At 63.2% G+C, this 20114-nt stretch carries 18 protein-coding genes; 4 read left to right on the forward strand and 14 right to left on the reverse strand.

Features of this window, described 5'->3' with window-relative positions:
• Nucleotides 1-28: 28 nt before the first annotated feature.
• From ACF8R3_RS10010 to ACF8R3_RS10045, 8 genes are all read right to left on the reverse strand, one after another.
• Entirely contained in the window at nucleotides 29-730 is a 702-nt protein-coding gene (locus ACF8R3_RS10010; protein WP_100852319.1) for a helix-turn-helix transcriptional regulator, read from the reverse strand.
• Between the two features lie 186 nt (nucleotides 731-916).
• Nucleotides 917-1444 (reverse strand): inorganic diphosphatase, encoded by a 528-nt coding sequence (gene ppa, locus ACF8R3_RS10015; protein WP_023534987.1) that lies wholly within the window; start codon nucleotides 1442-1444, stop codon nucleotides 917-919.
• A gap of 92 nt (nucleotides 1445-1536) precedes the next feature.
• Nucleotides 1537-2352 carry a zinc-dependent peptidase gene (locus ACF8R3_RS10020; protein WP_058603986.1) on the reverse strand — a complete coding sequence of 272 codons (816 nt, stop codon included), beginning with the start codon at nucleotides 2350-2352 and terminating at the stop codon, nucleotides 1537-1539.
• A 15-nt stretch (nucleotides 2353-2367) separates the two neighbouring features.
• The gene (locus ACF8R3_RS10025) at nucleotides 2368-3015 is read right to left on the reverse strand and encodes a DedA family protein (protein ID WP_058638659.1); all 648 of its coding nucleotides are present in this window, start codon (nucleotides 3013-3015) and stop codon (nucleotides 2368-2370) included.
• A 295-nt stretch (nucleotides 3016-3310) separates the two neighbouring features.
• Nucleotides 3311-4129, reverse strand: coding sequence for an ethanolamine ammonia-lyase subunit EutC (eutC, locus tag ACF8R3_RS10030; RefSeq protein ID WP_392515551.1), 819 nt, complete (start codon nucleotides 4127-4129; stop codon nucleotides 3311-3313).
• 12 nt (nucleotides 4130-4141) lie between these two features.
• The gene (locus tag ACF8R3_RS10035) at nucleotides 4142-5536 is read right to left on the reverse strand and encodes an ethanolamine ammonia-lyase subunit EutB (RefSeq protein ID WP_392515552.1); all 1395 of its coding nucleotides are present in this window, start codon (nucleotides 5534-5536) and stop codon (nucleotides 4142-4144) included.
• Nucleotides 5537-5582: 46 nt separating this feature from the next.
• Entirely contained in the window at nucleotides 5583-7031 is a 1449-nt protein-coding gene (gene eat / locus ACF8R3_RS10040) for an ethanolamine permease (RefSeq protein ID WP_392515553.1), read from the reverse strand.
• Between the two features lie 165 nt (nucleotides 7032-7196).
• A complete protein-coding gene (locus ACF8R3_RS10045; protein WP_028687655.1) occupies nucleotides 7197-8717 on the reverse strand; it encodes an aldehyde dehydrogenase family protein in 1521 nt (506 codons plus the stop codon).
• 254 nt (nucleotides 8718-8971) lie between these two features.
• Between ACF8R3_RS10045 and ACF8R3_RS10050 the strand changes: the two genes are divergently transcribed.
• From ACF8R3_RS10050 to ACF8R3_RS10065, 4 genes are all read left to right on the forward strand, one after another.
• A complete protein-coding gene (locus ACF8R3_RS10050; RefSeq protein WP_392515554.1) occupies nucleotides 8972-10918 on the forward strand; it encodes a sigma-54-dependent Fis family transcriptional regulator in 1947 nt (648 codons plus the stop codon).
• Between the two features lie 65 nt (nucleotides 10919-10983).
• On the forward strand, nucleotides 10984-12333 hold the full coding sequence (gene mpl, locus ACF8R3_RS10055; protein WP_058639681.1) for a UDP-N-acetylmuramate:L-alanyl-gamma-D-glutamyl-meso-diaminopimelate ligase: 1350 nt from the start codon (nucleotides 10984-10986) through the stop codon (nucleotides 12331-12333).
• Nucleotides 12330-12959, forward strand: a complete 630-nt coding sequence (gene ubiX, locus ACF8R3_RS10060; protein WP_058605303.1) for a flavin prenyltransferase UbiX — start codon at nucleotides 12330-12332, stop codon at nucleotides 12957-12959. The genes mpl and ubiX overlap by 4 nt, the downstream gene beginning before the upstream one ends.
• Complete coding sequence (locus tag ACF8R3_RS10065) at nucleotides 12956-13243, forward strand: YceK/YidQ family lipoprotein (RefSeq protein ID WP_058639680.1); 288 nt, start codon at nucleotides 12956-12958, stop codon at nucleotides 13241-13243. The genes ubiX and ACF8R3_RS10065 overlap by 4 nt, the downstream gene beginning before the upstream one ends.
• Nucleotides 13244-13278: 35 nt before the next feature.
• Here ACF8R3_RS10065 and ACF8R3_RS10070 read toward each other — a convergent pair whose 3' ends face one another.
• The 6 genes from ACF8R3_RS10070 to ACF8R3_RS10095 all read right to left on the reverse strand — a co-directional run bounded on the left by ACF8R3_RS10070 (nucleotide 13279) and on the right by ACF8R3_RS10095 (nucleotide 20103).
• On the reverse strand, nucleotides 13279-13923 hold the full coding sequence (locus ACF8R3_RS10070; protein ID WP_058605301.1) for an oxidoreductase: 645 nt from the start codon (nucleotides 13921-13923) through the stop codon (nucleotides 13279-13281).
• A 27-nt stretch (nucleotides 13924-13950) separates the two neighbouring features.
• Nucleotides 13951-15684 (reverse strand): C13 family peptidase, encoded by a 1734-nt coding sequence (locus ACF8R3_RS10075; protein ID WP_058639679.1) that lies wholly within the window; start codon nucleotides 15682-15684, stop codon nucleotides 13951-13953.
• A 165-nt stretch (nucleotides 15685-15849) separates the two neighbouring features.
• Nucleotides 15850-16917, reverse strand: a complete 1068-nt coding sequence (locus ACF8R3_RS10080) for a 2,3-butanediol dehydrogenase (RefSeq protein ID WP_241493174.1) — start codon at nucleotides 16915-16917, stop codon at nucleotides 15850-15852.
• A 49-nt stretch (nucleotides 16918-16966) separates the two neighbouring features.
• Nucleotides 16967-18073, reverse strand: a complete 1107-nt coding sequence (locus tag ACF8R3_RS10085; RefSeq protein WP_078479175.1) for an acetoin dehydrogenase dihydrolipoyllysine-residue acetyltransferase subunit — start codon at nucleotides 18071-18073, stop codon at nucleotides 16967-16969.
• A complete protein-coding gene (locus tag ACF8R3_RS10090) occupies nucleotides 18070-19092 on the reverse strand; it encodes an alpha-ketoacid dehydrogenase subunit beta (protein ID WP_392515555.1) in 1023 nt (340 codons plus the stop codon). Before ACF8R3_RS10090 ends, ACF8R3_RS10085 begins: the two co-directional genes overlap by 4 nt.
• A 33-nt stretch (nucleotides 19093-19125) precedes the next feature.
• A complete protein-coding gene (locus ACF8R3_RS10095; protein ID WP_145256290.1) occupies nucleotides 19126-20103 on the reverse strand; it encodes a thiamine pyrophosphate-dependent dehydrogenase E1 component subunit alpha in 978 nt (325 codons plus the stop codon).
• Between the last annotated feature and the right edge of the window lie 11 nt (nucleotides 20104-20114).

The raw sequence follows: 20114 nt of genomic DNA on the forward strand, positions 1-20114 counted from the left end.
TGCCCAGCAAAAAATGGCACAGGGTGTTTCAACCGGGTCGTTGCCGGCGAAAATGCGACCAGTGATAGACCCACCCCAAGATCTCCAGCCCTTGCGCCTGGCGCTGGCTGGGGGTCAAGCGCTCAACGGCGTAGTTGTGCCGGTCATGACTATGCAGGTAAAGCGTGCCGTGCTCGCCCATGGTCAGGTTATGCACGCGCAACGCGCCATTGATCAGCAGGGCATAGGTTTCGCCCTCGACGATCTGGGTCATGCTCATGTCGATGGCCAGGGTCGCTTCGACGGGGATCAAAGGGGTCATGTTGCCGCCTGGCATGGCCATGCAGATGGACGTGTCGTGTTTGACGCCCAGCATTCGCAGGGCGTTGGCAGGCAGGCGCAGGGCACGCCCTGACACCTTGCACAGCAGGCCATTGCGCACCTCGTGGAACGGCACATGTACCACGCGCCCGCGATGAACTGCACGCGGAATGGGGGCGTCTATCGGCACCGGGCGTGGCGGACAGGTGCGCAGGATGGCATTGGGATGTTTGGCGCCTTCGCCGGTGCGCAGCCAGCGACGGTGCACGCAGAACAGGTCGGCGAGCTCGTCCAGGCGAGCCAGCGGGACCCCGCGATTGAACCAGTTGTTGACGTGCTGAGGCGTCACGCCGCGCTGGGCTGCGAAGTTTGCAGGGGTCAGGCCGCATTCTTGAAGAAGGGCTCTTAAACGTTCACCAGATGTGTTCATGGAGAAAGTGTAGCGGCACGGTGCCACCAAAGGTATGAACAGGATGTTGATGCGCGGAAGGGGAGATGTAGGAGCAGTCAGACGCGGGTGTAGGACGTTGTAGAACGCTTAAGCCGAGATTGGCTGTGAAGCCTATCGCGCGCCAAAAAAAAACCCGCCGAAGCGGGTTTTTCCATGCAATCAGGATCAGCCTTTGTAGGCTTCGACCGATTTGGTGATCGCAGCGCGGGCGGCGTCGGCGCCGTCCCAGCCTTCGATCTTGACCCACTTGCCCTTCTCGAGATCTTTGTAGTTGGCAAAGAAATGCTCGATCTGCTGGATCAGCAGGGCAGGCAGGTCGGTGTATTCCTTCACGTCCACGTACAGCTGCGACAGCTTGTCGTGGGGCACTGCGATGACCTTGGCGTCGCCGCCGCCATCGTCGGTCATGTTCAAGACACCTACCGGACGGGCGCGGATGACCGAACCTGGGGCCACTGGGTAAGGGGTAACCACCAGCACGTCCAGCGGATCACCGTCGTCAGCCAGGGTGTTGGGGATAAAGCCGTAGTTGGCCGGGTAGAACATAGGGGTGGCCATGAAACGGTCGACGAACAGCGTGTCGCTGTCCTTGTCGATCTCGTATTTGATCGGCGCGTGGTTGGCCGGGATCTCGATGGCGACGTAGATGTCGTTCGGCAGGTCTTTGCCCGCCGGAATCTTGCTGTAGCTCATTGGGCAGTGCCCCCGTGTTTGACCAAAAAAGTGGCGGCGATTATAGGCATATTCCGACGGGGCATGCCACGTCTGGCCCAATGAACCGGGCGCTACACGGGGGGATGGCGATAGTCGGGATGCTCGCGTTGCAACCGGGCCAGGCGTGCAAGCGGGTTCTGCCGGTAGAACAGCGACAGTTGCTGGTAGACCTCGGGGTAGGCCTGGTGCAGCAGGTCGGGGGCGCTGAAGAAGTACTCGCTGGTCACGGCGAAGAACTCGGCGGGGTTTTCGGCGGCATAGGGGTCAATCGGCGTTTCGGCTTCCGGATCCAGGTCGAGTTGTCGGTTGAGGTCGTCGAAGGCCTGTTGCATGGCGTTCGCCCAGCGTTGCACAGCCATGTCGCTGTGCAGGGGAGGCAGGCCATTGGCATCGCCGTTGAGCATGTCCAGCTTGTGCGCCAGCTCATGGATGACCAGGTTGTAGGCTTCCCAGCCGCCACTGCCGAACACGCCATTGCAGGCCAGGATGATCGGGCCCTGCTGCCAGGCCTCGCCACTGTGTTCGCCGTCCCAGGCGTGCTCCACGCCGCTGGCGTCCCGGTGGCGCTGCGGGCTTTTGAAATCGTCGGGGTAGAGGATGATTTCGTGAAAGCCCTGATACCAGTTCAGGTCACCCAGGTGCAGTAACGGCAGCTGAGCTTGTGCCGCCAGCACCAGGCGTTGCTCATCGTCGAGCTCGACGCCTGGCAGGCACGTCAGGTGCTTTTCGTTCAGGAACAGGATGCTGGCCTCGCGCAACCATTGGTCCTCGGCGTCGTCGATACCGTCCAGTATGGGCAAGCGCTCGCGTACGGCTTGCCATTGCTGGACGCTGATCGGGAAGCGCGCCAACGTGCGCTTACGCCGCCAGGCGCTGAACGACCACATGCCCGATCAGGCGCCTCAGTGCGCCTTGGCCGTGCGACCCAGGCGGGTGCGCAGCAGGCCGAGAATCATCGGGACCAGCGACAGCAGGATGATACCCACCACCATCAGCGACAGGTGCTGCTTGATGAACGGCACGTTGCCGAAGAAGTACCCCAACGTGACCAGGCCGCCTACCCAGAGCAACGTGCCGGCAATACTGAAACCGAGAAAGCGCGGGTAGTGCATGCGGGCAATACCGGCCACGAACGGCGCGAATGTGCGCAGGATGGGCAGAAAACGCGCCATGGTGACCGTCTTGCCGCCGTGACGCTCATAGAAGTCGTGGGTGCGCTGCAGGTAGTCGCGGCGGAAGATCTTGGAGTTCGGGTTATTGAACAGGCGCTCGCCGGCCGTTCGCCCGATCACGTAGTTGGTGCTGTCGCCCAGGATGGCGGCAATCATCAGCAACCCGGCCAGCAGGACAGGGTCCATGCCGCCGCCCGCAGCGACTGCACCGGCGATGAACAGCAGGGAATCACCTGGCAGGAAAGGCATCACCACCAGCCCGGTTTCACAAAAAATCACAGCAAACAAAATGGCATAGATCCAGGGCCCGTAATTGGTGACCAACAGATCAAGGTACGCATCAAGATGGAGGATGAGGTCCAGCGGGTTGAAATCCATGTACAGCACCTGTGGTCTGGGTCGAAGGCTCGGTGACCTGGAGGAGTGAAATTTCACACATGACAAGTGGGCCATTATACGGCGAAGTCAGGATCACGCCCGCAGAGTTTGTAGCGAGGGGTTACGGCAGTAGGAAGGCGTGAGCTGCGTTGTAGTACGGCAGACAGACACTGAGGTCGTGGACATCGTTCATCGTCCACGCTCGCCGCACGGAGGATACGGCGAGCGTGTTCAGTGGCCCGCCTGTAGCGCGCAGCAGGGCAGCCGGTGCAGCACCACCCTCCTACGCAGGTGCTCAGCCCTTGCCCAGAAGAAAGTTATCTTTCTGGCTGGCCAGTTCGTCACTTTCCAGGCTGTGAACTTCAGCCTCATCCTTCAGGTTCACGCCTGACAGCAGGCGCCGACAGGCTTCCCGCATCAGGTACAGCAGCCGATGCGCGGCCATGCCATAGCTCAACCCCTCCAGGCGCACATTGGAAATGCAGTTGCGGTAGGCGTCGGTCAGCCCGACCCTCGGGGCGTAGGTGAAATAAAGCCCCAGGCTGTCCGGCGAACTGAGCCCTGGCCGCTCACCGATCAGCATCACGGTCATGCGAGCGCCGAGCAGCTCGCCCACCTCATCTGCCACCGCCACGCGTCCTTGCTGGACCAACGTTATGGGCGCGCAAGTCCAGCCTTCGGCGTTGACCTGCTCCTCAAGGCGGGTCAGAAACGGGAGCGTATGCCGGTGTACCGCCAAGGCGGAGAGTCCGTCGGCCACCACGATTGCCAGGTCGACCCCGCCTGGGTTGGCCTGGGCATGCTGGCGCAAGGTGGCGACCGAATGCTCGTTCAGACGCCGGCCCAGATCGGGCCGCTGCAGGTATTGATGACGGTCGCTTGCGGCGCTGTGTAACACCAGGCTATCGCGCCCCCGTTGATCGAGCTGTTCCGTCAGTTCAGTCACGTCGAAGGGCAGGTGCACGGCGTCCCGAGCCTGGGCATGGGCGAACTGGAAGTCCAGTTGCGCACTGGTCGGAAGGCTGGTGCCCACGCGCCCCAGGGCGATACGGGCGGGGGTCAGGTTGCGCAGGGCCAGCCAGGGGTTTTCGGGGGTGGGGGTACGGTTGTCCATGATCGGCGATTCCTATGCAAGCTGTGCCAGGGCCTGCCGGAAGGCTGGCGGCAGGTTGTCACCAAAGCGTATCCGGCCGTCGGCCTGGGTGAAGATGCCGGTGCGCGCCAGCCATGCTTCGAACTCAGGCCCAGGCTTGAGGCCCAGGGTTTGGCGGGCATACAGGGCATCATGGAACGAGGTGGTCTGGTAGTTGAGCATGATGTCGTCCGAGCCGGGGATACCCATGATGAAGTTGATCCCGGCGACCCCCAGCAGCGTCAGCAGCGTGTCCATGTCGTCCTGGTCGGCTTCGGCATGGTTGGTGTAGCAGATATCGCAGCCCATTGGCACGCCCAGCAGCTTGCCGCAGAAGTGGTCTTCAAGGCCCGCACGGATGATCTGCTTGCCGTTGTACAGGTACTCCGGACCAATGAAACCGACCACGGTATTGACCAGGAACGGCTTGAAGTAGCGTGCGACGGCATAGGCGCGGGTCTCGCACGTCTGTTGGTCGACACCATGATGAGCGTTGGCCGACAGCGCACTGCCTTGGCCGGTTTCGAAATACATCAGGTTCTGCCCCAGGGTGCCGCGCTTGAGCGATAGCCCTGCTTCGTACCCCTCCTGCAACACGTTCAGGTTGATGCCGAACCCCGCATTGGCCGCCTCGGTGCCGGCGATGGACTGGAAGACCAAGTCCAGGGGCACGCCCCGGTTGATCGCCTCAATCGAAGTGGTGACATGGGTGAGCACGCAGGACTGGGTCGGAATGTCGTAGCGCTGGATGATGGCATCGAGCATTTCCAGCAGCGCACAGATGGAAGCGGTGCTGTCCGTGGCTGGGTTGATGCCGATCATGGCATCGCCGTTGCCATACAGCAGGCCGTCGAGAATGCTCGCCGCGATACCGGCCGGTTCGTCGGTGGGGTGGTTGGGCTGCAGTCGGGTCGACAGGCGCCCGCGCAGGCCCATGGTGCCGCGAAACTGGGTAACGACACGGATCTTCTGGGCCACCAGCACCAGGTCCTGGATGCGCATGATCTTCGACACGGCGGCGGCCATTTCCGGCGTCAGCCCCGGCGCCAATGCGCGCAGGCTGTCTTCATCGGCCTGCTCGCTCAACAGCCAGTCACGCAAGCCGCCTACGGTCAGGTGACTGACCGGTGCGAAAGCCTGTGCATCGTGGGTATCGATGATCAAGCGGGTGACTTCGTCGCTTTCGTAGGGGATCAGTGCTTCGCTCAGAAAATGCGACAGCGGAATATTGGCCAATGCCATTTGCGCAGCCACGCGCTCGCCATCGCTTGAAGCCGCGACCTCGGCGAGGTAGTCGCCGGAGCGTGCGGGGCTGGCCTTGGCCATCACCTCCCTGAGGCTGTCGAAGCGATAGACCAGGTTGCCCACGGTGTGTACGAAATTTGCCATGCAGATTCTCCAAGGCCGCGGGGTGGCCCGCGGCGAGTGTCGTCGATCAGTGCAAGGCCTCTTCGGCCTTCTGGATCGCGGCGAATTCCTCTTCTGGCGTGCCCGCTACCAGGTGGTGACGGCTGTAGAAAGCAAAGTACGCAATCAGCACCGCATAGATCACGGCAGCACCGATCACCACGCGTGGGTCGACCAGGAAGCCGGCGACCACAGCGATACAGGCCAGCACCAGGGCCAGGCCCGAGGTGAAGATGCCGCCTGGGGTACGGTAAGGGCGCTCCATTTTCGGGCGACGGATGCGCAGGGTGATGTGCGCCGCCATCATCAGTACATAAGACAAGGTAGCCCCGAACACGGCAACCAGGATGAGCAAGTCGCCTTGACCTGTCAGCGACAGGGCAAAACCGATGATGCCCGGAATCACCAACGCCATGACCGGCGCCTTGCTCTTGTTGGTCTCGGACAGCTTGCGCGGCAGGTAGCCGGCCCGCGACAGCGCGAAGATCTGGCGCGAGTAGGCATAGATGATCGAGAAGAAGCTGGCGATCAGGCCTGCCAGGCCCACCAGGTTGACGAAGCTGCCCATCCAGGTGGAACCGCCGTAAGCCTTGGCCAGCGCCTCGACCAGGGGGTTACCGGAGGCCTTGAGTGCTTCGGAGCCTGCACCGCCGGGGCCGACGATCAGGATCAGCAGGGCGAACGCCACCAGCACCAGCATCGCGCCAATCAGGCCGCGTGGCAGGTCGCGCTTGGGGTTCTTGGTTTCTTCGGCGGCCAATGGCACGCCCTCAACCGCCAGGAAGAACCAGATCGCATAGGGGATGGCTGCCCACACGCCTACATAGCCGAACGGCAGGAAGCTGCTGGCCCCTGCGGCATCGGTGACGGCGATGTCGAACAGGTTGGCTGCATCAAAATGGGGCACCATGGCCATCAGGAACACGGCCAGTGCAACGGCGGCGATGGCGGTGATGATGAACATCAGCTTGAGCGCCTCGCCCACGCCAAAGATGTGGATGCCGATGAACACCACGTAGAACGCCAGGTAGATCATCCAACCGCCGATGCCGAACAACGATTGGCAATAGGCGCCAATGAAGGTGGCGATGGCCGCCGGCGCGATGGCGTACTCGATCAGGATGGCGGTGCCGGTCAGGAACCCGCCCCAGGGCCCGAAGGCGCTGCGGGCGAACCCGTAGCCACCGCCGGCAGTAGGGATCATCGACGACAGTTCGGCCAGGGAGAAGCACATGCACAGGTACATGGTGGCCATCAGCAGGGTGGCGAGGAACATGCCGCCCCAACCGCCTTGGGCCAGGCCGAAGTTCCAGCCGGCGTAGTCGCCGGAGATGACGTAGGCAACGCCCAGGCCGACCAGAAGCACCCAGCCGGCGGCGCCTTTCTTGAGTTCACGTTGTTGGAAATAGTCTGAACCGACTTTCTCGAAATCTACGGAAGAGCCTGCCGGGCTACCGGCTGGGTGTTCGCTTGGCATGGTTTCACCTGTTCTTTTTCTTGATGGCCGCAAGGAGTTCGGGCCGCTGGTGATCTGTACTGCAGGAAGCGAGCCAGAGCGGTTGGTGCATGACAACCGCCCTGGACAAAGGGCCAGTCAACGCCGGCCTTTGCATCGTGACCGGCGAAAAGACCGGCGCAGGGCTTAGAAGAAGCCCAGCGGGTTGATGTCGTAGCTCACCAGTAGGTTCTTGGTCTGCTGGTAGTGATCGAGCATCATCTTGTGGGTTTCACGGCCTACACCGGACTTTTTGTAACCACCGAAGGCCGCGTGCGCCGGGTAAAGGTGATAGCAGTTGGTCCAGACACGCCCGGCCTTGATGCCGCGGCCCATGCGGTAGGCACGGTTGATGTCGCGGGTCCAGACCCCGGCGCCCAGGCCGAACTCGGTATCGTTGGCAATGGCCAGGGCTTCGGCCTCGTCCTTGAAGGTGGTGACGCTCACCACAGGCCCGAAGATTTCCTCCTGGAACACCCGCATCTTGTTGTTGCCCTTGAGCAGGGTCGGCTGGATGTAGTAACCGGTGGCCAGCGCGCCTTCGAGTTTCTCGACCTTGCCCCCGGTCAGCAGCTCGGCGCCTTCCTGCTGGGCGATCTCGAGGTAGGACAGGATCTTTTCGAATTGCTGTTGCGAGGCCTGCGCACCGACCATGGTGTCGGTGTCCAGCGGGTCGCCGCGCTTGATCTGCAGCACCTTCTTCATCACCACTTCCATGAACTGCGGATAGATCGACTCCTGTACCAGCGCACGGGATGGGCAGGTGCACACTTCGCCCTGGTTGAAGAAGGCCAGGACCATGCCTTCGGCAGCCTTGTCGATGAAGCTCGGTTCGGCCTGCATGATGTCTTCGAAATACACGTTCGGCGATTTGCCGCCCAGTTCCACCGTCGACGGGATGATGTTCTCGGCCGCGCACTTCATGATGTGCGAGCCCACGGGCGTGGAGCCTGTGAAGGCAATCTTGGCGATGCGCTTGCTGGTGGCCAGCGCCTCGCCCGCTTCACGGCCGTAGCCCTGCACCACGTTCAGCACGCCCTTGGGCAGCAGGTCGCCGATCAGCTCCACCAGCACGGTAATGCCAAGGGGCGTCTGTTCGGCGGGCTTGAGCACCACGCAGTTGCCTGCTGCCAGCGCTGGCGCGAGTTTCCAGGCGGCCATCAGGATCGGGAAGTTCCACGGGATGATCTGGCCCACCACGCCTAGCGGCTCATGGATATGGTAGGCAACGGTGTTTTCGTTGATTTCCGCAGCGCCGCCTTCCTGGGCGCGGATGCATCCGGCGAAGTAGCGGAAGTGATCGACCGCCAGCGGGATGTCGGCATTGAGGGTTTCTCGCACGGGCTTGCCGTTGTCCCAGGTTTCGGTGATGGCCAGGACTTCGAGGTTCTGCTCGATACGGTCGGCAATGCGCAGCAACACGTTGGAGCGGTCCTGGACGGACGTGCGACCCCAGGCATCGGCAGCCGCGTGGGCAGCGTCCAGGGCTTTGTCGATGTCTTCGGCGGTGGAACGGGGGAATTCGGCAATCGGTTGCCCGTCCACGGGCGATGTGTTGGTGAAGTACTCACCCTTTACCGGAGGAACGAACTCACCACCGATGTAGTTGCCGTAGCGGCTCTTGAAGGAAACTTTTGCGCCTTCGGTACCGGGATGTGCATAACGCATGGTGTGTCTCCTGGCTATTGTGTTTGTGTGGAGTGCAAAGCGTAGAGCAAAGGTTGGGCCATCGTTTTGCACTTCAATGAAATCAAGCAGTTGACGGGTACCGACGCTTTCTGGCGACCCGCGATGTACCGTGCTCGATACAGGCTTGGGTGACAGTGTGTACCGCCGGTGGCACGCCTCGTGGCGGGTGCATTGCAAACCGGCCTGCTGTAGAGGATGCTGGCTTGAGCCTCTATCTGCGGAGAATCACAATAATGCAGAGCAACCCATTCACCCAGCATGCCCGGCAAGTGCACACGGTCGCCCATGGCGGGCGTGTCGAAGGCGGCAGCGACCCGTCCATTGCCCGCTCCTGGCTGCGCTGCCTGGAGGACTACCACCTGGATCCGGCGCTGGCCGAAGCACCGGTGGTCCTGGAGCATGGCCGCCTGCTGGAAAGCCGCGAACGCATGCGCCAGGTGCTGCAAATCGCCGATCAGGAAATGAACAGCCTGCACCAGCAGCTTTCCGGTGCTGGCCATGCGGTGTTGCTCACCGATGCCCGCGGGGTGATCCTCAACTGCGTCACCGCCCCCACCGAACGGCGCAGCTTCGAACAGGCCGGGCTGTGGCTGGGCGCTGACTGGAGCGAGGCGCGAGAGGGCACCAACGGCATCGGCACGTGCCTGGTCGAACGTCAGGCGCTGACCATCCACCAGCACGAACACTTTCGTGGGCGGCATACGGGGCTGACCTGCTCGGCCAGCCCGGTGTTCGACCCTCAGGGGCATTTGCTGGCCGTGCTGGACGTGTCTTCAGCGCGGCCCGACGTTTCGCGCCAAAGCGAATTCCACACCATGGCCATGGTGACCTTGTCGGCCAAGATGATCGAAAGCTGTTATTTCATGCGCCAGTTCGAGCATCACTGGCTGCTGCGTTTTCACCTGCAGGCCGAATCGGTCGGGCTGTTCAGCGAGGGGCTGCTGGCGGTCGACGGCGATGGCCGTATCTGCGCGGCCAACCAGAGTGCGCTGAACCTGCTGGGCCGCGTGCGCGCCGATGTGCAAGGGCAGACCCTGGAGCAGTTTTTCGCCTGCACCCACGACGAGCTGTTCAGCCGTGCCATGCCCGATGGCAGCGCAGCCTGGCCGCTGCTGACCCTGGACGGGCGGCAGGTGTTCGCCAGCCTGCGTGGCCAGGCACGTACGCCGGTCTGGACCGTGCCCGCCGGGCATTCGCGCCGCGTCGTCCGGCAGCCACCGCAGGTCTGCCTGCTGGACCCTGCACTGCAACAGGATTTTCGCCGCAGTGTGCGGGTATTCGAGCGCAATGTGCCGCTGTTGCTCAGCGGTGAGACGGGTTGCGGCAAGGAAGCCTTCGCCCAGGCCGTGCATCAGGCCAGCGAGCGTCGAGACAAGCCATTCGTGGCCATCAACTGCGCGTCCATCCCCGAGAGCCTGATCGAAAGCGAGTTGTTCGGCTATCGGGCCGGCAGCTTTACCGGGGCACGCAAGGAAGGCATGCGCGGCAAGTTGCTGCAGGCCGACGGCGGCACCTTGTTGCTGGACGAGATCGGCGACATGCCGCTGGATCTGCAAACACGGCTGCTGCGCGTGCTCGAAGAGCGGCAGGTGGTGCCAATCGGCGGCGAGCCGCAGGCCGTGGATGTTCGCATCATCAGTGCCACCCACCGGGACCTGCTGCAACGGGTTGCCCAGGGTATGTTCCGTGAAGATCTTTATTACCGCCTCAACGGGCTTGAAGTGGCTTTGCCTGCCGTGCGCGAGCGCAGCGACAAAGCGCAGTTGCTGGACTTGCTGCTGCGCCAGGAAACCCAAGGCCAGTTGATTGAGCTCGAGCCCCAGGCGCGTGAGGTACTGCTGGACTACCCCTGGCCTGGTAACGTGCGGCAGATGCGCAACGTGCTGCGCACCCTGGCTGCCCTGTGTGACGAGGGCCGCGTCACGCTGGCAGACCTGCCTGCCGTGGTGCGCACGGCGCGTCGCCAAGACGCAGCGCCAGTGGCCACGGCGGTCTTGCCGGATGAGGGTTCACCGGTACCTGAGAGCAACACCGCATTGGAGACGGCCGAACGCCAGGCACTGCTGGCCGTTCTCGAAGCCCGGCATTGGCAGCTCACCCGGGTCGCCGAGCACCTGGGCATCAGCCGTAACACGCTGTATCGCAAACTGCGCAAGCATGGCATCACCCGGCCCGACTGACGAAACAGCGGGTGCGATTTGTCGCGCCCTGGGCTACCCTGCCTCGATGTTTTGCGAGGTCGACCATGCATATTCACATTCTCGGTATTTGCGGCACTTTCATGGGTTCGCTGGCGGTGCTGGCCAAGGAACTTGGCCACCGCGTCACCGGATCGGACGCCAACGTCTATCCGCCGATGAGCACCCAACTCCAGGCCCAGGGCATCGAGCTGACCCAGGGGTATGACCCTGCCCAGCTGGAGCCGGCTCCCGATCTGGTGGTCATTGGCAACGCCATGTCCCGTGGCAACCCGGCGGTGGAGCATGTGCTCAACAAGGGCCTGCCCTATGTGTCGGGCCCGCAATGGCTGGCCGACCATGTGCTGCAGGGCCGCTGGGTGTTGGCAGTCGCCGGCACCCATGGCAAGACCACCACCAGCAGCATGCTGGCCTGGGTGCTTGAGCATGCCGGCATGAGCCCTGGCTTCCTGATCGGTGGGGTGCCGCAAAATTTCTCCGTATCGGCGCGGTTGGGTGATACGCCGTTCTTCGTGGTCGAAGCGGATGAGTACGACAGTGCCTTCTTCGACAAGCGCTCGAAGTTCGTGCATTACCACCCGCGCACGGCGATCCTGAACAACCTGGAATTCGACCACGCGGACATTTTCCCTGACCTTGCTGCCATCGAGCGACAATTTCATCACCTGGTACGCACCATCCCCAGCGAAGGCCTGGTGATCCATCCCACGTCCGAACACGCGCTGGCGCGGGTCATCGACATGGGCTGCTGGACGCCCGTGCAGACAACAGGCGACGGCGGGCAGTGGCAGGCACGCCTGCTCAGCCCGGATGGGTCGCGCTTCGAGGTGCTGTTCGACGGGCACGTGCAGGGTGTGGTGGATTGGGCCCTGACCGGTCAGCACAACGTGGCCAATGCCTTGGCGACCCTGGCGGCCGCCCGTCACGTTGGCGTGGCACCGGCGATGGGTATCGAAGGTCTCAGTGCGTTCAAAAGCGTCAAGCGGCGCATGGAAAAGGTCGCCGAAGTGCAAGGCGTGACCATCTTCGATGATTTTGCCCATCACCCCACGGCCATTGCCACCACCTTGGACGGCCTGCGCAAGCGCGTGGGTGATGCACCGGTGATTGCCGTCATCGAGCCGCGCTCCAATTCGATGAAACTGGGCGCACATCGCGATGGCCTGCCTGAGAGCGTCAACGATGCTGACCAGGTGATCTGGTACGCCCCGGCCAACCTGGGGTGGGACCTGGCAGCCACGGCCGCGCAATGCAAGGTGCCTAGCGTAGTGGCCGACAGTCTCGAGGCGATCATCGAGCAGGTCAAGCGCCAGGCGCGGCCAGGTACCCAGGTGGTGATCATGAGCAACGGTGGTTTTGGCGGCCTGCACGGCAAGCTGGCCGAGGCGCTCAAGTGAGCGGGCCGGAACGCATTACCCTGGCCATGACCGGGGCATCGGGTGCGCAGTATGGGCTGCGCTTGCTCGATTGCCTGGTGCGCGAAGATCGGGAGGTGCACTTTCTGATTTCCAAAGCCGCACAGCTGGTCATGGCGACCGAAACCGACGTACTGCTGCCTGCCAAGCCGCAGGCGATGCAGGCGTTCCTGACCGAATACACTGGCGCTGCCGACGGGCAGATTCGGGTGTACGGCAAGGAAGACTGGATGTCGCCCGTGGCGTCGGGGTCCGGCGCACCGGCGGCCATGGTGGTGGTGCCGTGTTCTACCGGCACGCTGTCGGCGATTGCCACGGGTGCGTGCAACAACCTGATCGAACGGGCTGCCGATGTCACCCTCAAGGAGCGTCGGCAGTTGATCCTGGTGCCTCGTGAGGCGCCGTTTTCCACCATTCACCTTGAAAACATGCTCAAGCTGTCGCAGATGGGTGCGGTGATGCTACCGGCCTCGCCTGGTTTTTATCATCAGCCACAGACCATCGACGATCTGGTCGACTTCGTGGTGGCGCGCATCCTCAACCTGCTGAACATTCCACAGGACATGCTGCCGCGTTGGGGTGAGCATCATTATGGGGTGGATGATTGAAAAGAGGGCTGGCCGGTACGCTGGCTGTGTTGATGCTCGGTGGCTGCGCCACGGTACGCACCCTGGATGGCACCAAGCCAGGGGCGCCGGTGGTGTATGCAGGCACCCGTCTGGATTGGTATGCGATCAGCGGTGGCTGTTGCCCCCAGGCGCGCTTCGGTGTCGACGCGCCCCGGTTCGCCTCCCTCGATCTGCCGGTCAGTTTTATTCTCGATACCTTGTTACTGCCGTTGACCCTGCCAGCTGCCGCCGGCATCTACTATCACGGCAGCGGCGGCTTTTGAGTGCTGCATGCAGCCGCTAGCAACCCGGCAGCGGCTCAGTTTTTCCCCAGCTTGCGCAACTCGTCCGACTCCACGATCCGGATGCCGTCCTCTTCCTCCAGCGCCAGGCGCCACAGCGCTCGGGCCAATGTGCAGGCCTCAATACCCCGGTACTTGCCAGGCATCAGCTTGGAAAAGGGAGCGGCGAGGGTTTCGGTGAGCCTTGGCTCGGTGCGTTCTCCCAACAACAGCGACGGGCGGACGATGGTCAGTTGAGGCCAGTCCTGGGCTTTGAGGGCTTCTTCCATCTCGCCTTTGACGCGGTTGTAGAAGATCGAGGATGTCGGGTCGGCGCCCACGGCACTGATCACCAGCAAGTGCCTGGCCCCCATCTCACGGGCTCGCTTGCTGAAGGCCACTACCATGTCCAGGTCCACGGCTTTGAATGCGGACTCCGAGCCTGCCTGCTTCAATGTCGTGCCCAGGCAGCAATACGCGATGTCTACGCGGCCCTCCAGCTGGGGCAAAAATACAGCCGGATCGCCTACGGGGTTATCCAGATGGGGATGTTCTGCCAAAGGGCGGCGTGTAGGCGCCAGCACGCGGGTGATGGTGGGCTCATTGAGCAGGCGGTCGAGCAGGTGCTCGCCAGTCAGGCCGGTCGCTCCGGCAAGCAGGACATGCTGAGGCGTCAAGTACATGATGTCTCTCCCTTGTTACACACAAGCTTAGTGGCTGCGCGGCGTTTTTGCCTGTGCCCCCACCGCTGCCTGTGTCGTATTGCGCAAGGCTTCTTCGGCCTGGTTCCGGCGTAGGCGCTGCCAGTGCTCCAGCACGTTTGGCGGTGCCCACAGCTGCGGCTCGGACGCTTCGAAGCCTTCGTTTCGTTCACGTTCGGCAACATGGGTACGCGCCAGTTCAAACGCCTGTTTCAGGTCGTCCGTCTGATTCAGGGCCTGGGCGAAAAGGGCGTCGCCAAAGTAGGTGAAGTCGGCTTCTTCCGAGCAACCGAAGGACACCCGGTCGGCTCGGGCGGCTGTCATGAGCAGCGTGCGCGAATCTTTCAGGGCATTGATGTAGCCACCGGAATAACACGCGGAAATGACGATGACCTTGTCTCGATTTTTCAAGGGGGCCAATGCATCGGCCAACTCGTCGGCGGAAATGTCGGCCAACTGCAGGCGTGGTTGATCGAGGACCAGTTGGTGGTCCTGGCTACCGTGGCTGGTGAGGTAGATGAACAGCAGGTCTTCCGGGCCGCTGCGCTCGGCCAGGGTGCTGGCGGCTCGGGTGATGCTCTGCCGCGTGGCCATGGGGCGCGTCGCCATGAAGTCACGATGGTTGACCAGCGTGACCTGGCCTTTGGCACCGAAGCGTACCTTCAGCAGGTTGCTCACGTAATCGGCTTCGCGCAGAAAAACGCTCTGCTGCCCGTCGCCCCCCACCACCAGGCTGTACAGCTCGATTGCCGGCTGGGACCGGGGCACGGTGGCCAAGGCTTCCTTGAGCAAGCGCCCTTGATTGAGCAGTGCCATATCGAGCGGGTCCGGCAGCAAGGTGCCACGCTCATCGCGAACCCGAACGCCATTGGCCCAGGTACCGCTTTGTACCTTGCCGTCAGCCAGTGTCAGGCGCCCTTGCCCGTGGTAGGCATCATCGAGCATATGGCCCACGTACTGACTGCCATCAGCCAGTTGCAGGCTGCCCTGGCCCGACATGCGCCAGTCGAGGAAAGTCCCCTTGTAATGGCTGCCGTCGCTGCCCAGCATTTCGCCTTCGCCGTTGAGCGAACCGTCCTTGAACTGGCCGATCCACACATCGCCTTCGGCGTTTTCGTAGCGCCCGCGGCCTTCGAGGCGGTTGTCCTTGAACTCGCCGATGTACTGCTCGCCTTCGACACTGTCGTAGGTGCCAGTGCCTTGCAGTTGGCCGTCCACGAACCTGCCGCTGAACTGATTACCGCTAGCATCGCTGCGCACGCCGGCGCCGTTGGGCTTGCCCTTGGCGAACAGGCCCCGGTAGCGACTGCCGTCGGCCAGCTCCAGTTCGCCTGCCCCTTCGTAGAGGTCGTCCTTGAACTGCCCGCGGTAGGTTTGCCCAGTCTGCTTGAGGGTGCCTTCGCCATCGCGCCGTCCATGGCGGAAGGTGCCCGCATAGTGGCTACCTGGTGTGGTCAGGTCGCCAAGCCCTTCGAACAGGCCGGCAACGAACTGGCCGCGGTAGACTTCGCCGTTCTGCCCGTGCCATTCCCCCTGGCCGTGCCATTGGCCATCCTTGAAACCGCCGGCATACCAGCTGCCATTGGGGTAGTCGATACGGCCCTGGCCCTGCAGCAAGCCGTCGACGACCTGGCCTCGGTAGCGACCGCCGTCTGGCAGACGGGCATCGGGTGGGCTCAGGGATTCGCCATCACCACAGGCAGCGAGCAACAGGAGCAGGGTCAGGGGAAGCAGTGGACGCATGGCGAGGACCGGGCAGTGAGTGTGCCGATTATGACTCAGATCGAGCGCCTGAAACAGCGAGTGGCGGGTGGGGCGAGGGGGCTTTGCGCCACGTTTGCAAGCGATGGGGCCTCGGGTAGGGGCGGCCTGATCAGGCCGCCCCAGGGGAACTTCGATACCGTGCGCCTAGCGACCCAATCCCGGCGACACGATGATCTTCACGTTTTCCTCCTTGTTGTTCACCAGTTCCTCGAACCCCAGTTCGACGATCTGCTCCAGCCCGATGCGGCCGGTCACCAGCGGGCGTATATCCAACCGACCGTCGGCGATGAAGGCGATCACGTCGGCGAACTCGCCGTTATAGGCCAGCGCACCGATCACCTGCTTCTCGGTGGACACCAGTTCGAAGAAGTTGAATTCGCTCGGCTCCTCGAAAATTCCCACCATCACGCACTTGCCGGCCTTGCGAAGGGTGTCGATGGCCAGCTTGGCCGTGTGCTTGTTGCCGATGCACTCGAAGCTCACGTCAGCCCCCAGCCCGGCGGTGAGCGCACGAATCTCGGCCAACGCATCGCACTGGTTGGGGTCCAGGACCACGCTGGCGCCCACTTCCAATGCCTTGGCCTTGCGCGCCGAAGACATCTCCAGGGCGATCACCCGCGCCGCGCCTGCCGCCTTGGCGCACATGATGGTGCACAGCCCGATCGTACCGGCGCCCACCACCACCACGGTCTGGCCCAGCAGGCTGCCTGCTTTTTTGACCGCGTGCATGCCGACCGCCAGCGGTTCGATCAGGGCCCCTGCCTCGGCCGGGAAACCGGACGGCAGCCGGTAGAGCAGATTGGCCGGCACGTTGACCCGCTCGGCGAAGGCGCCATTGTTCATCAAGCCTGTGAACGCCAGGCGCTCACAGATGTTGTACATCCCGTGGGTACAGTAATAACAGGTGCCACAGTGCTGGCAGGCGTCTGCCGCCACCGGATCGCCCACGGCATAGCCCTCGACGCCTGCGCCGAGCTTGGCGATCCGGCCGCAGAACTCATGGCCGAGGATGCATTGGCCTTGAATACCGGTCAGCGGGTGTGGAGCGTCGACCGGTATGAAGACCGGCCCGGCCACGTATTCGTGCAGGTCCGAGCCGCAGATGCCGCACCAGTCCACCTGGATCTGTACCCACCCAGGTGCAGGGTCGACCGGCAGGGGCACCTGCTCGACCCGGATGTCGTTGCGCCCGTGCCAGACCGCCGCGCGCATGTGTGGATTGCTCAAGTCGTTCATAGGAATCTCCAGAAGCCAGGAAGGGTCAATGGCTGCGCAGGAAAGCGAGCAGGTGCTGGTTGACCGTGTCGGCGGCCTCCATCTGCACCATGTGGCCAGCTTCCGGCACGACGACCACCTGGGCCTCCAGACCCTGGGCATGACTGGCCGGAATGATCGCGTCCTTCTCGCCCCAGATCACCAGGGCCGGGTGCTGGCCCAGGACGCTGCGCAGGTCGTGGCGTTGCCGGTCGCCGTCGGCCAGGGCCGAGGCCAGCACCTGCAGCGCCTGGTCTACGCCCTCCAGGCGCTTGAACTTGAGCATGTCTTCGAGCAGTTGCCGCGTGACCAAGGCCGGATCGGCGAACAGTTGCACCATCTGCGGCTTGAGGGCGTTGCGGCTACTGGCCGCGACGAACCCTTGCAGGTACTGCCCATTGATGGCCTCGCCCAGACCCGCGCTGGCGATCAGGCCAAGGCTGGCCACCCGGTGCGGTGCCAGGCGCGCAAGGCCCAGGCAAACCGCGCCGCCCATGGAGTGACCGACCAGGTGAGCACGTGGAATGTCCAGGTGATCGAGCAGGGCCAGCACCGTTTCGCTCAGTTCCTCCAGGTCACCGCGCTGCAAGGCTTTGGCCGACTCGCCATGGCCCGGCAGGTCGAGGGCGATTACCCGTCGCTCGGCGGCCAGGGCAGGGTGGTTGAACAGCCAGTTGTTGAGGTCGCCGCCAAAGCCATGTACCAGCACCAAGGGCGTCCCGCCTTCGCCCAATTCGAACCAGCGCAACAAGCGCCCCTTCACCTCGGCTTTCTGCGGCGCCGGGCCTTGGGCCTGGTCGGTGCTACCGTCGGCCACGAACTCGGCCTGAAAGCGCTGTACCACAGCGTCGATGTCGGCGTCGTCGGCTTCGCCTTCTACCACCACGGCCAACAGCGCGCCCACCGGCAGGGTCTCGTCCGGCCTGGCCACCAGGCGGCGCAGCACGCCACTGAACGGCGCCTCGACGCTGCTGCTGATCTTGTCCGTCTCCACGTCCAGCACTTCGTCGCCCTTGGTGATGACGTCGCCTTCCTGCTTGAGCCAGGTGTCCACCCGGCCCTCGGTCATCGACAAGCCCCATTTGGGCATGGTCAGGGTATGGATCTGGCTCATGCGGCGCTCCTTGCAGCGTCGATAACGGTGCGCACGGCTGTTTCGATTTTGGCAGCGTCGGGGATATACAGGTCTTCCAGAGCGTCGGAAAACGGAACGGGCGTATGCGGTGCCGTCACCATTTCGATGGGCCCTTTCAGCGCACCGAATGCCTTCTGCGCAACCAGGGCGCTGATGTCCGTGGCCATCGAGCACCGGGGGTTGGCTTCGTCGATCACCACCAGGCGCCCGGTCTTTTCGACACTTTCAAGGATGCTGTCTTCGTCCAGCGGGCTGGTGGTGCGCAGGTCCAGGACTTCGCAGTCGATGCCCTGACGGGCCAGGTTGTTGGCGGCTTCCATGGCCACATGCACCATGCGGCCATACGTCACCAGGGTGACATCGCTGCCATCGCGCAGGTAATTGGCTTCGCCGAACGGCACCGTGTACACCTCCTCCGGTACTTCGCCCTGCATGCCGTACAGCAGCTTGTGCTCGCAGAAGATCACCGGGTCGTTGTCGCGGATGGCCTGGATCAGCAGGCCCTTGGCGTCGTAAGGCGAGGACGGGCACACCACCTTCAGGCCCGGGATGTGCGTCCACAGCGAGGTGAGCATCTGCGAATGCTGGGCCGCGGCACGCAGCCCGGCGCCGTACATGGTGCGCATGACCACCGGGGTCACGGCCTTGCCGCCGAACATGTAGCGAAACTTGGCCGCCTGATTGAGGATCTGGTCCAGGCAGCAGCCGGCGAAGTCGACGAACATCAGTTCGCAGACTGGGCGCAGGCCCTGGGTGGCCGCACCGACGGCGGCGCCTACGTAGCCGATCTCCGAGAGCGGCGCATCCAGTACGCGGCCTGGAAACTGGTGATACAGGCCCTTGGTCACGCCCAGCACGCCACCCCAGGCATCGTCTTCGCCAGGCGCGCCTGCACCGCCGGCCACATCCTCACCAATGATGAACACGGTATCGTCACGGCGCATTTCCTGGGCCAGGGCTTCGTTGATGGCCTGCTGGTAACTGATCTTTCTTGCCATGGTGGTTCTCCTGTTGTTCTTGTTTTGAGCGGCTCAGGGATAGGCGACGTAGACGTCGGTGAGCAGGTCGGCAGGTTGTGGCTTGGGGTCGGACTTGGCGCGTTGCACGGCATCCTCGATCAGGTCCTCGACGCGGGCATCGATGCTGTCCAGTTGGCCTGCTTCGAGCAGACCCGCGCGCACGGTCTTGTCGCGGAACTGCAGCAGGCAGTCGCGGGTTTCGCGCAGGTTCTTCACTTCATCGGGGGCGCGGTAGGTTTGCGCATCGCCCTCGAAGTGGCCGTAGTAGCGGCTGAGCTTGACCTCGATCAGCGACGGCCCCTGGCCGGCACGTGCGCGCTCGATGGCGGCACCGGCGGCCTCGTGAACCGCGAAGAAATCGAAGCCGTCGATGGTGACCCCTGGCATGCCGAAGCCGGCGGCGCGGTCGGCTATGTGATCGCAGGCCACTGACCAGTTGGACGCGGTGGCTTCGGCATAACCGTTGTTCTCGGCGACGAAGATGCACGGCAGGTTCATGATCGCAGCCATGTTCATGGCTTCGAACACTGCGCCTTCATTGGAGGCGCCATCGCCGAAGAAGACCACGGACACATCGTCGCGACCCTTGAGCTTGGCTGCCAGCGCAGCGCCTGCCACCAAAGGTGCGCCAGCGCCGACGATACCGTTGGCGCCGAGCATGCCCTTGCCCAGGTCGGCAATGTGCATCGAGCCGCCCTTGCCGCCGCAGACTCCGGTCTTCTTGCCGTAGATCTCGGCCATCATGCCGTACACATCCACGCCCTTGGCGATGCAGTGGCCATGGCCGCGATGGTTGGAGGCAATGCAATCGCTGTCGCGCAGGTGGGCCATCACCCCCGCAGCGCTGGCCTCTTCACCGGCGTAAAGGTGAACGAAGCCGGGTATTTCGCCTGTGGCGAACTCGACGTGCAGGCGTTCTTCGAAGGCACGAATGGTGCGCATCACTTCATAGGCATGCAGCAGTTGTGCGGAACTCGGTTGATTGGACATCTTGTTGTTCT

It is taken from the genome of Pseudomonas sp. FYR_7, assembly GCF_043106155.1.
In the GTDB taxonomy this organism is placed as follows: Bacteria; Pseudomonadota; Gammaproteobacteria; order Pseudomonadales; family Pseudomonadaceae; genus Aquipseudomonas; species Aquipseudomonas parafulva_B.

Bases quoted from the DNA above. Each gene is read 5' to 3' on its own strand.
- ppa (WP_023534987.1), bottom strand. From the start codon at position 1,444: ATGAGCTACAGCAAGATTCCGGCGGGCAAAGACCTGCCGAACGACATC.
- ACF8R3_RS10080 (WP_241493174.1), bottom strand. From the start codon at position 16,917: ATGCGCGCGGCGGTCTGGCACGGGCGCAACGACATCCGGGTCGAGCAG.
- ACF8R3_RS10035 (WP_392515552.1), bottom strand. From the start codon at position 5,536: ATGGCAAATTTCGTACACACCGTGGGCAACCTGGTCTATCGCTTCGAC.
- ACF8R3_RS10025 (WP_058638659.1), bottom strand. From the start codon at position 3,015: ATGGATTTCAACCCGCTGGACCTCATCCTCCATCTTGATGCGTACCTT.
- mpl (WP_058639681.1), top strand. From the start codon at position 10,984: ATGCATATTCACATTCTCGGTATTTGCGGCACTTTCATGGGTTCGCTG.
- ACF8R3_RS10020 (WP_058603986.1), bottom strand. From the start codon at position 2,352: ATGTGGTCGTTCAGCGCCTGGCGGCGTAAGCGCACGTTGGCGCGCTTC.
- ACF8R3_RS10090 (WP_392515555.1), bottom strand. From the start codon at position 19,092: ATGGCAAGAAAGATCAGTTACCAGCAGGCCATCAACGAAGCCCTGGCC.
- eutC (WP_392515551.1), bottom strand. From the start codon at position 4,129: ATGGACAACCGTACCCCCACCCCCGAAAACCCCTGGCTGGCCCTGCGC.
- ACF8R3_RS10085 (WP_078479175.1), bottom strand. From the start codon at position 18,073: ATGAGCCAGATCCATACCCTGACCATGCCCAAATGGGGCTTGTCGATG.
- ACF8R3_RS10050 (WP_392515554.1), top strand. From the start codon at position 8,972: ATGCAGAGCAACCCATTCACCCAGCATGCCCGGCAAGTGCACACGGTC.
- ACF8R3_RS10070 (WP_058605301.1), bottom strand. From the start codon at position 13,923: ATGTACTTGACGCCTCAGCATGTCCTGCTTGCCGGAGCGACCGGCCTG.
- eat (WP_392515553.1), bottom strand. From the start codon at position 7,031: ATGCCAAGCGAACACCCAGCCGGTAGCCCGGCAGGCTCTTCCGTAGAT.
- ACF8R3_RS10045 (WP_028687655.1), bottom strand. From the start codon at position 8,717: ATGCGTTATGCACATCCCGGTACCGAAGGCGCAAAAGTTTCCTTCAAG.
- ACF8R3_RS10075 (WP_058639679.1), bottom strand. From the start codon at position 15,684: ATGCGTCCACTGCTTCCCCTGACCCTGCTCCTGTTGCTCGCTGCCTGT.
- ACF8R3_RS10095 (WP_145256290.1), bottom strand. From the start codon at position 20,103: ATGTCCAATCAACCGAGTTCCGCACAACTGCTGCATGCCTATGAAGTG.
- ACF8R3_RS10010 (WP_100852319.1), bottom strand. From the start codon at position 730: ATGAACACATCTGGTGAACGTTTAAGAGCCCTTCTTCAAGAATGCGGC.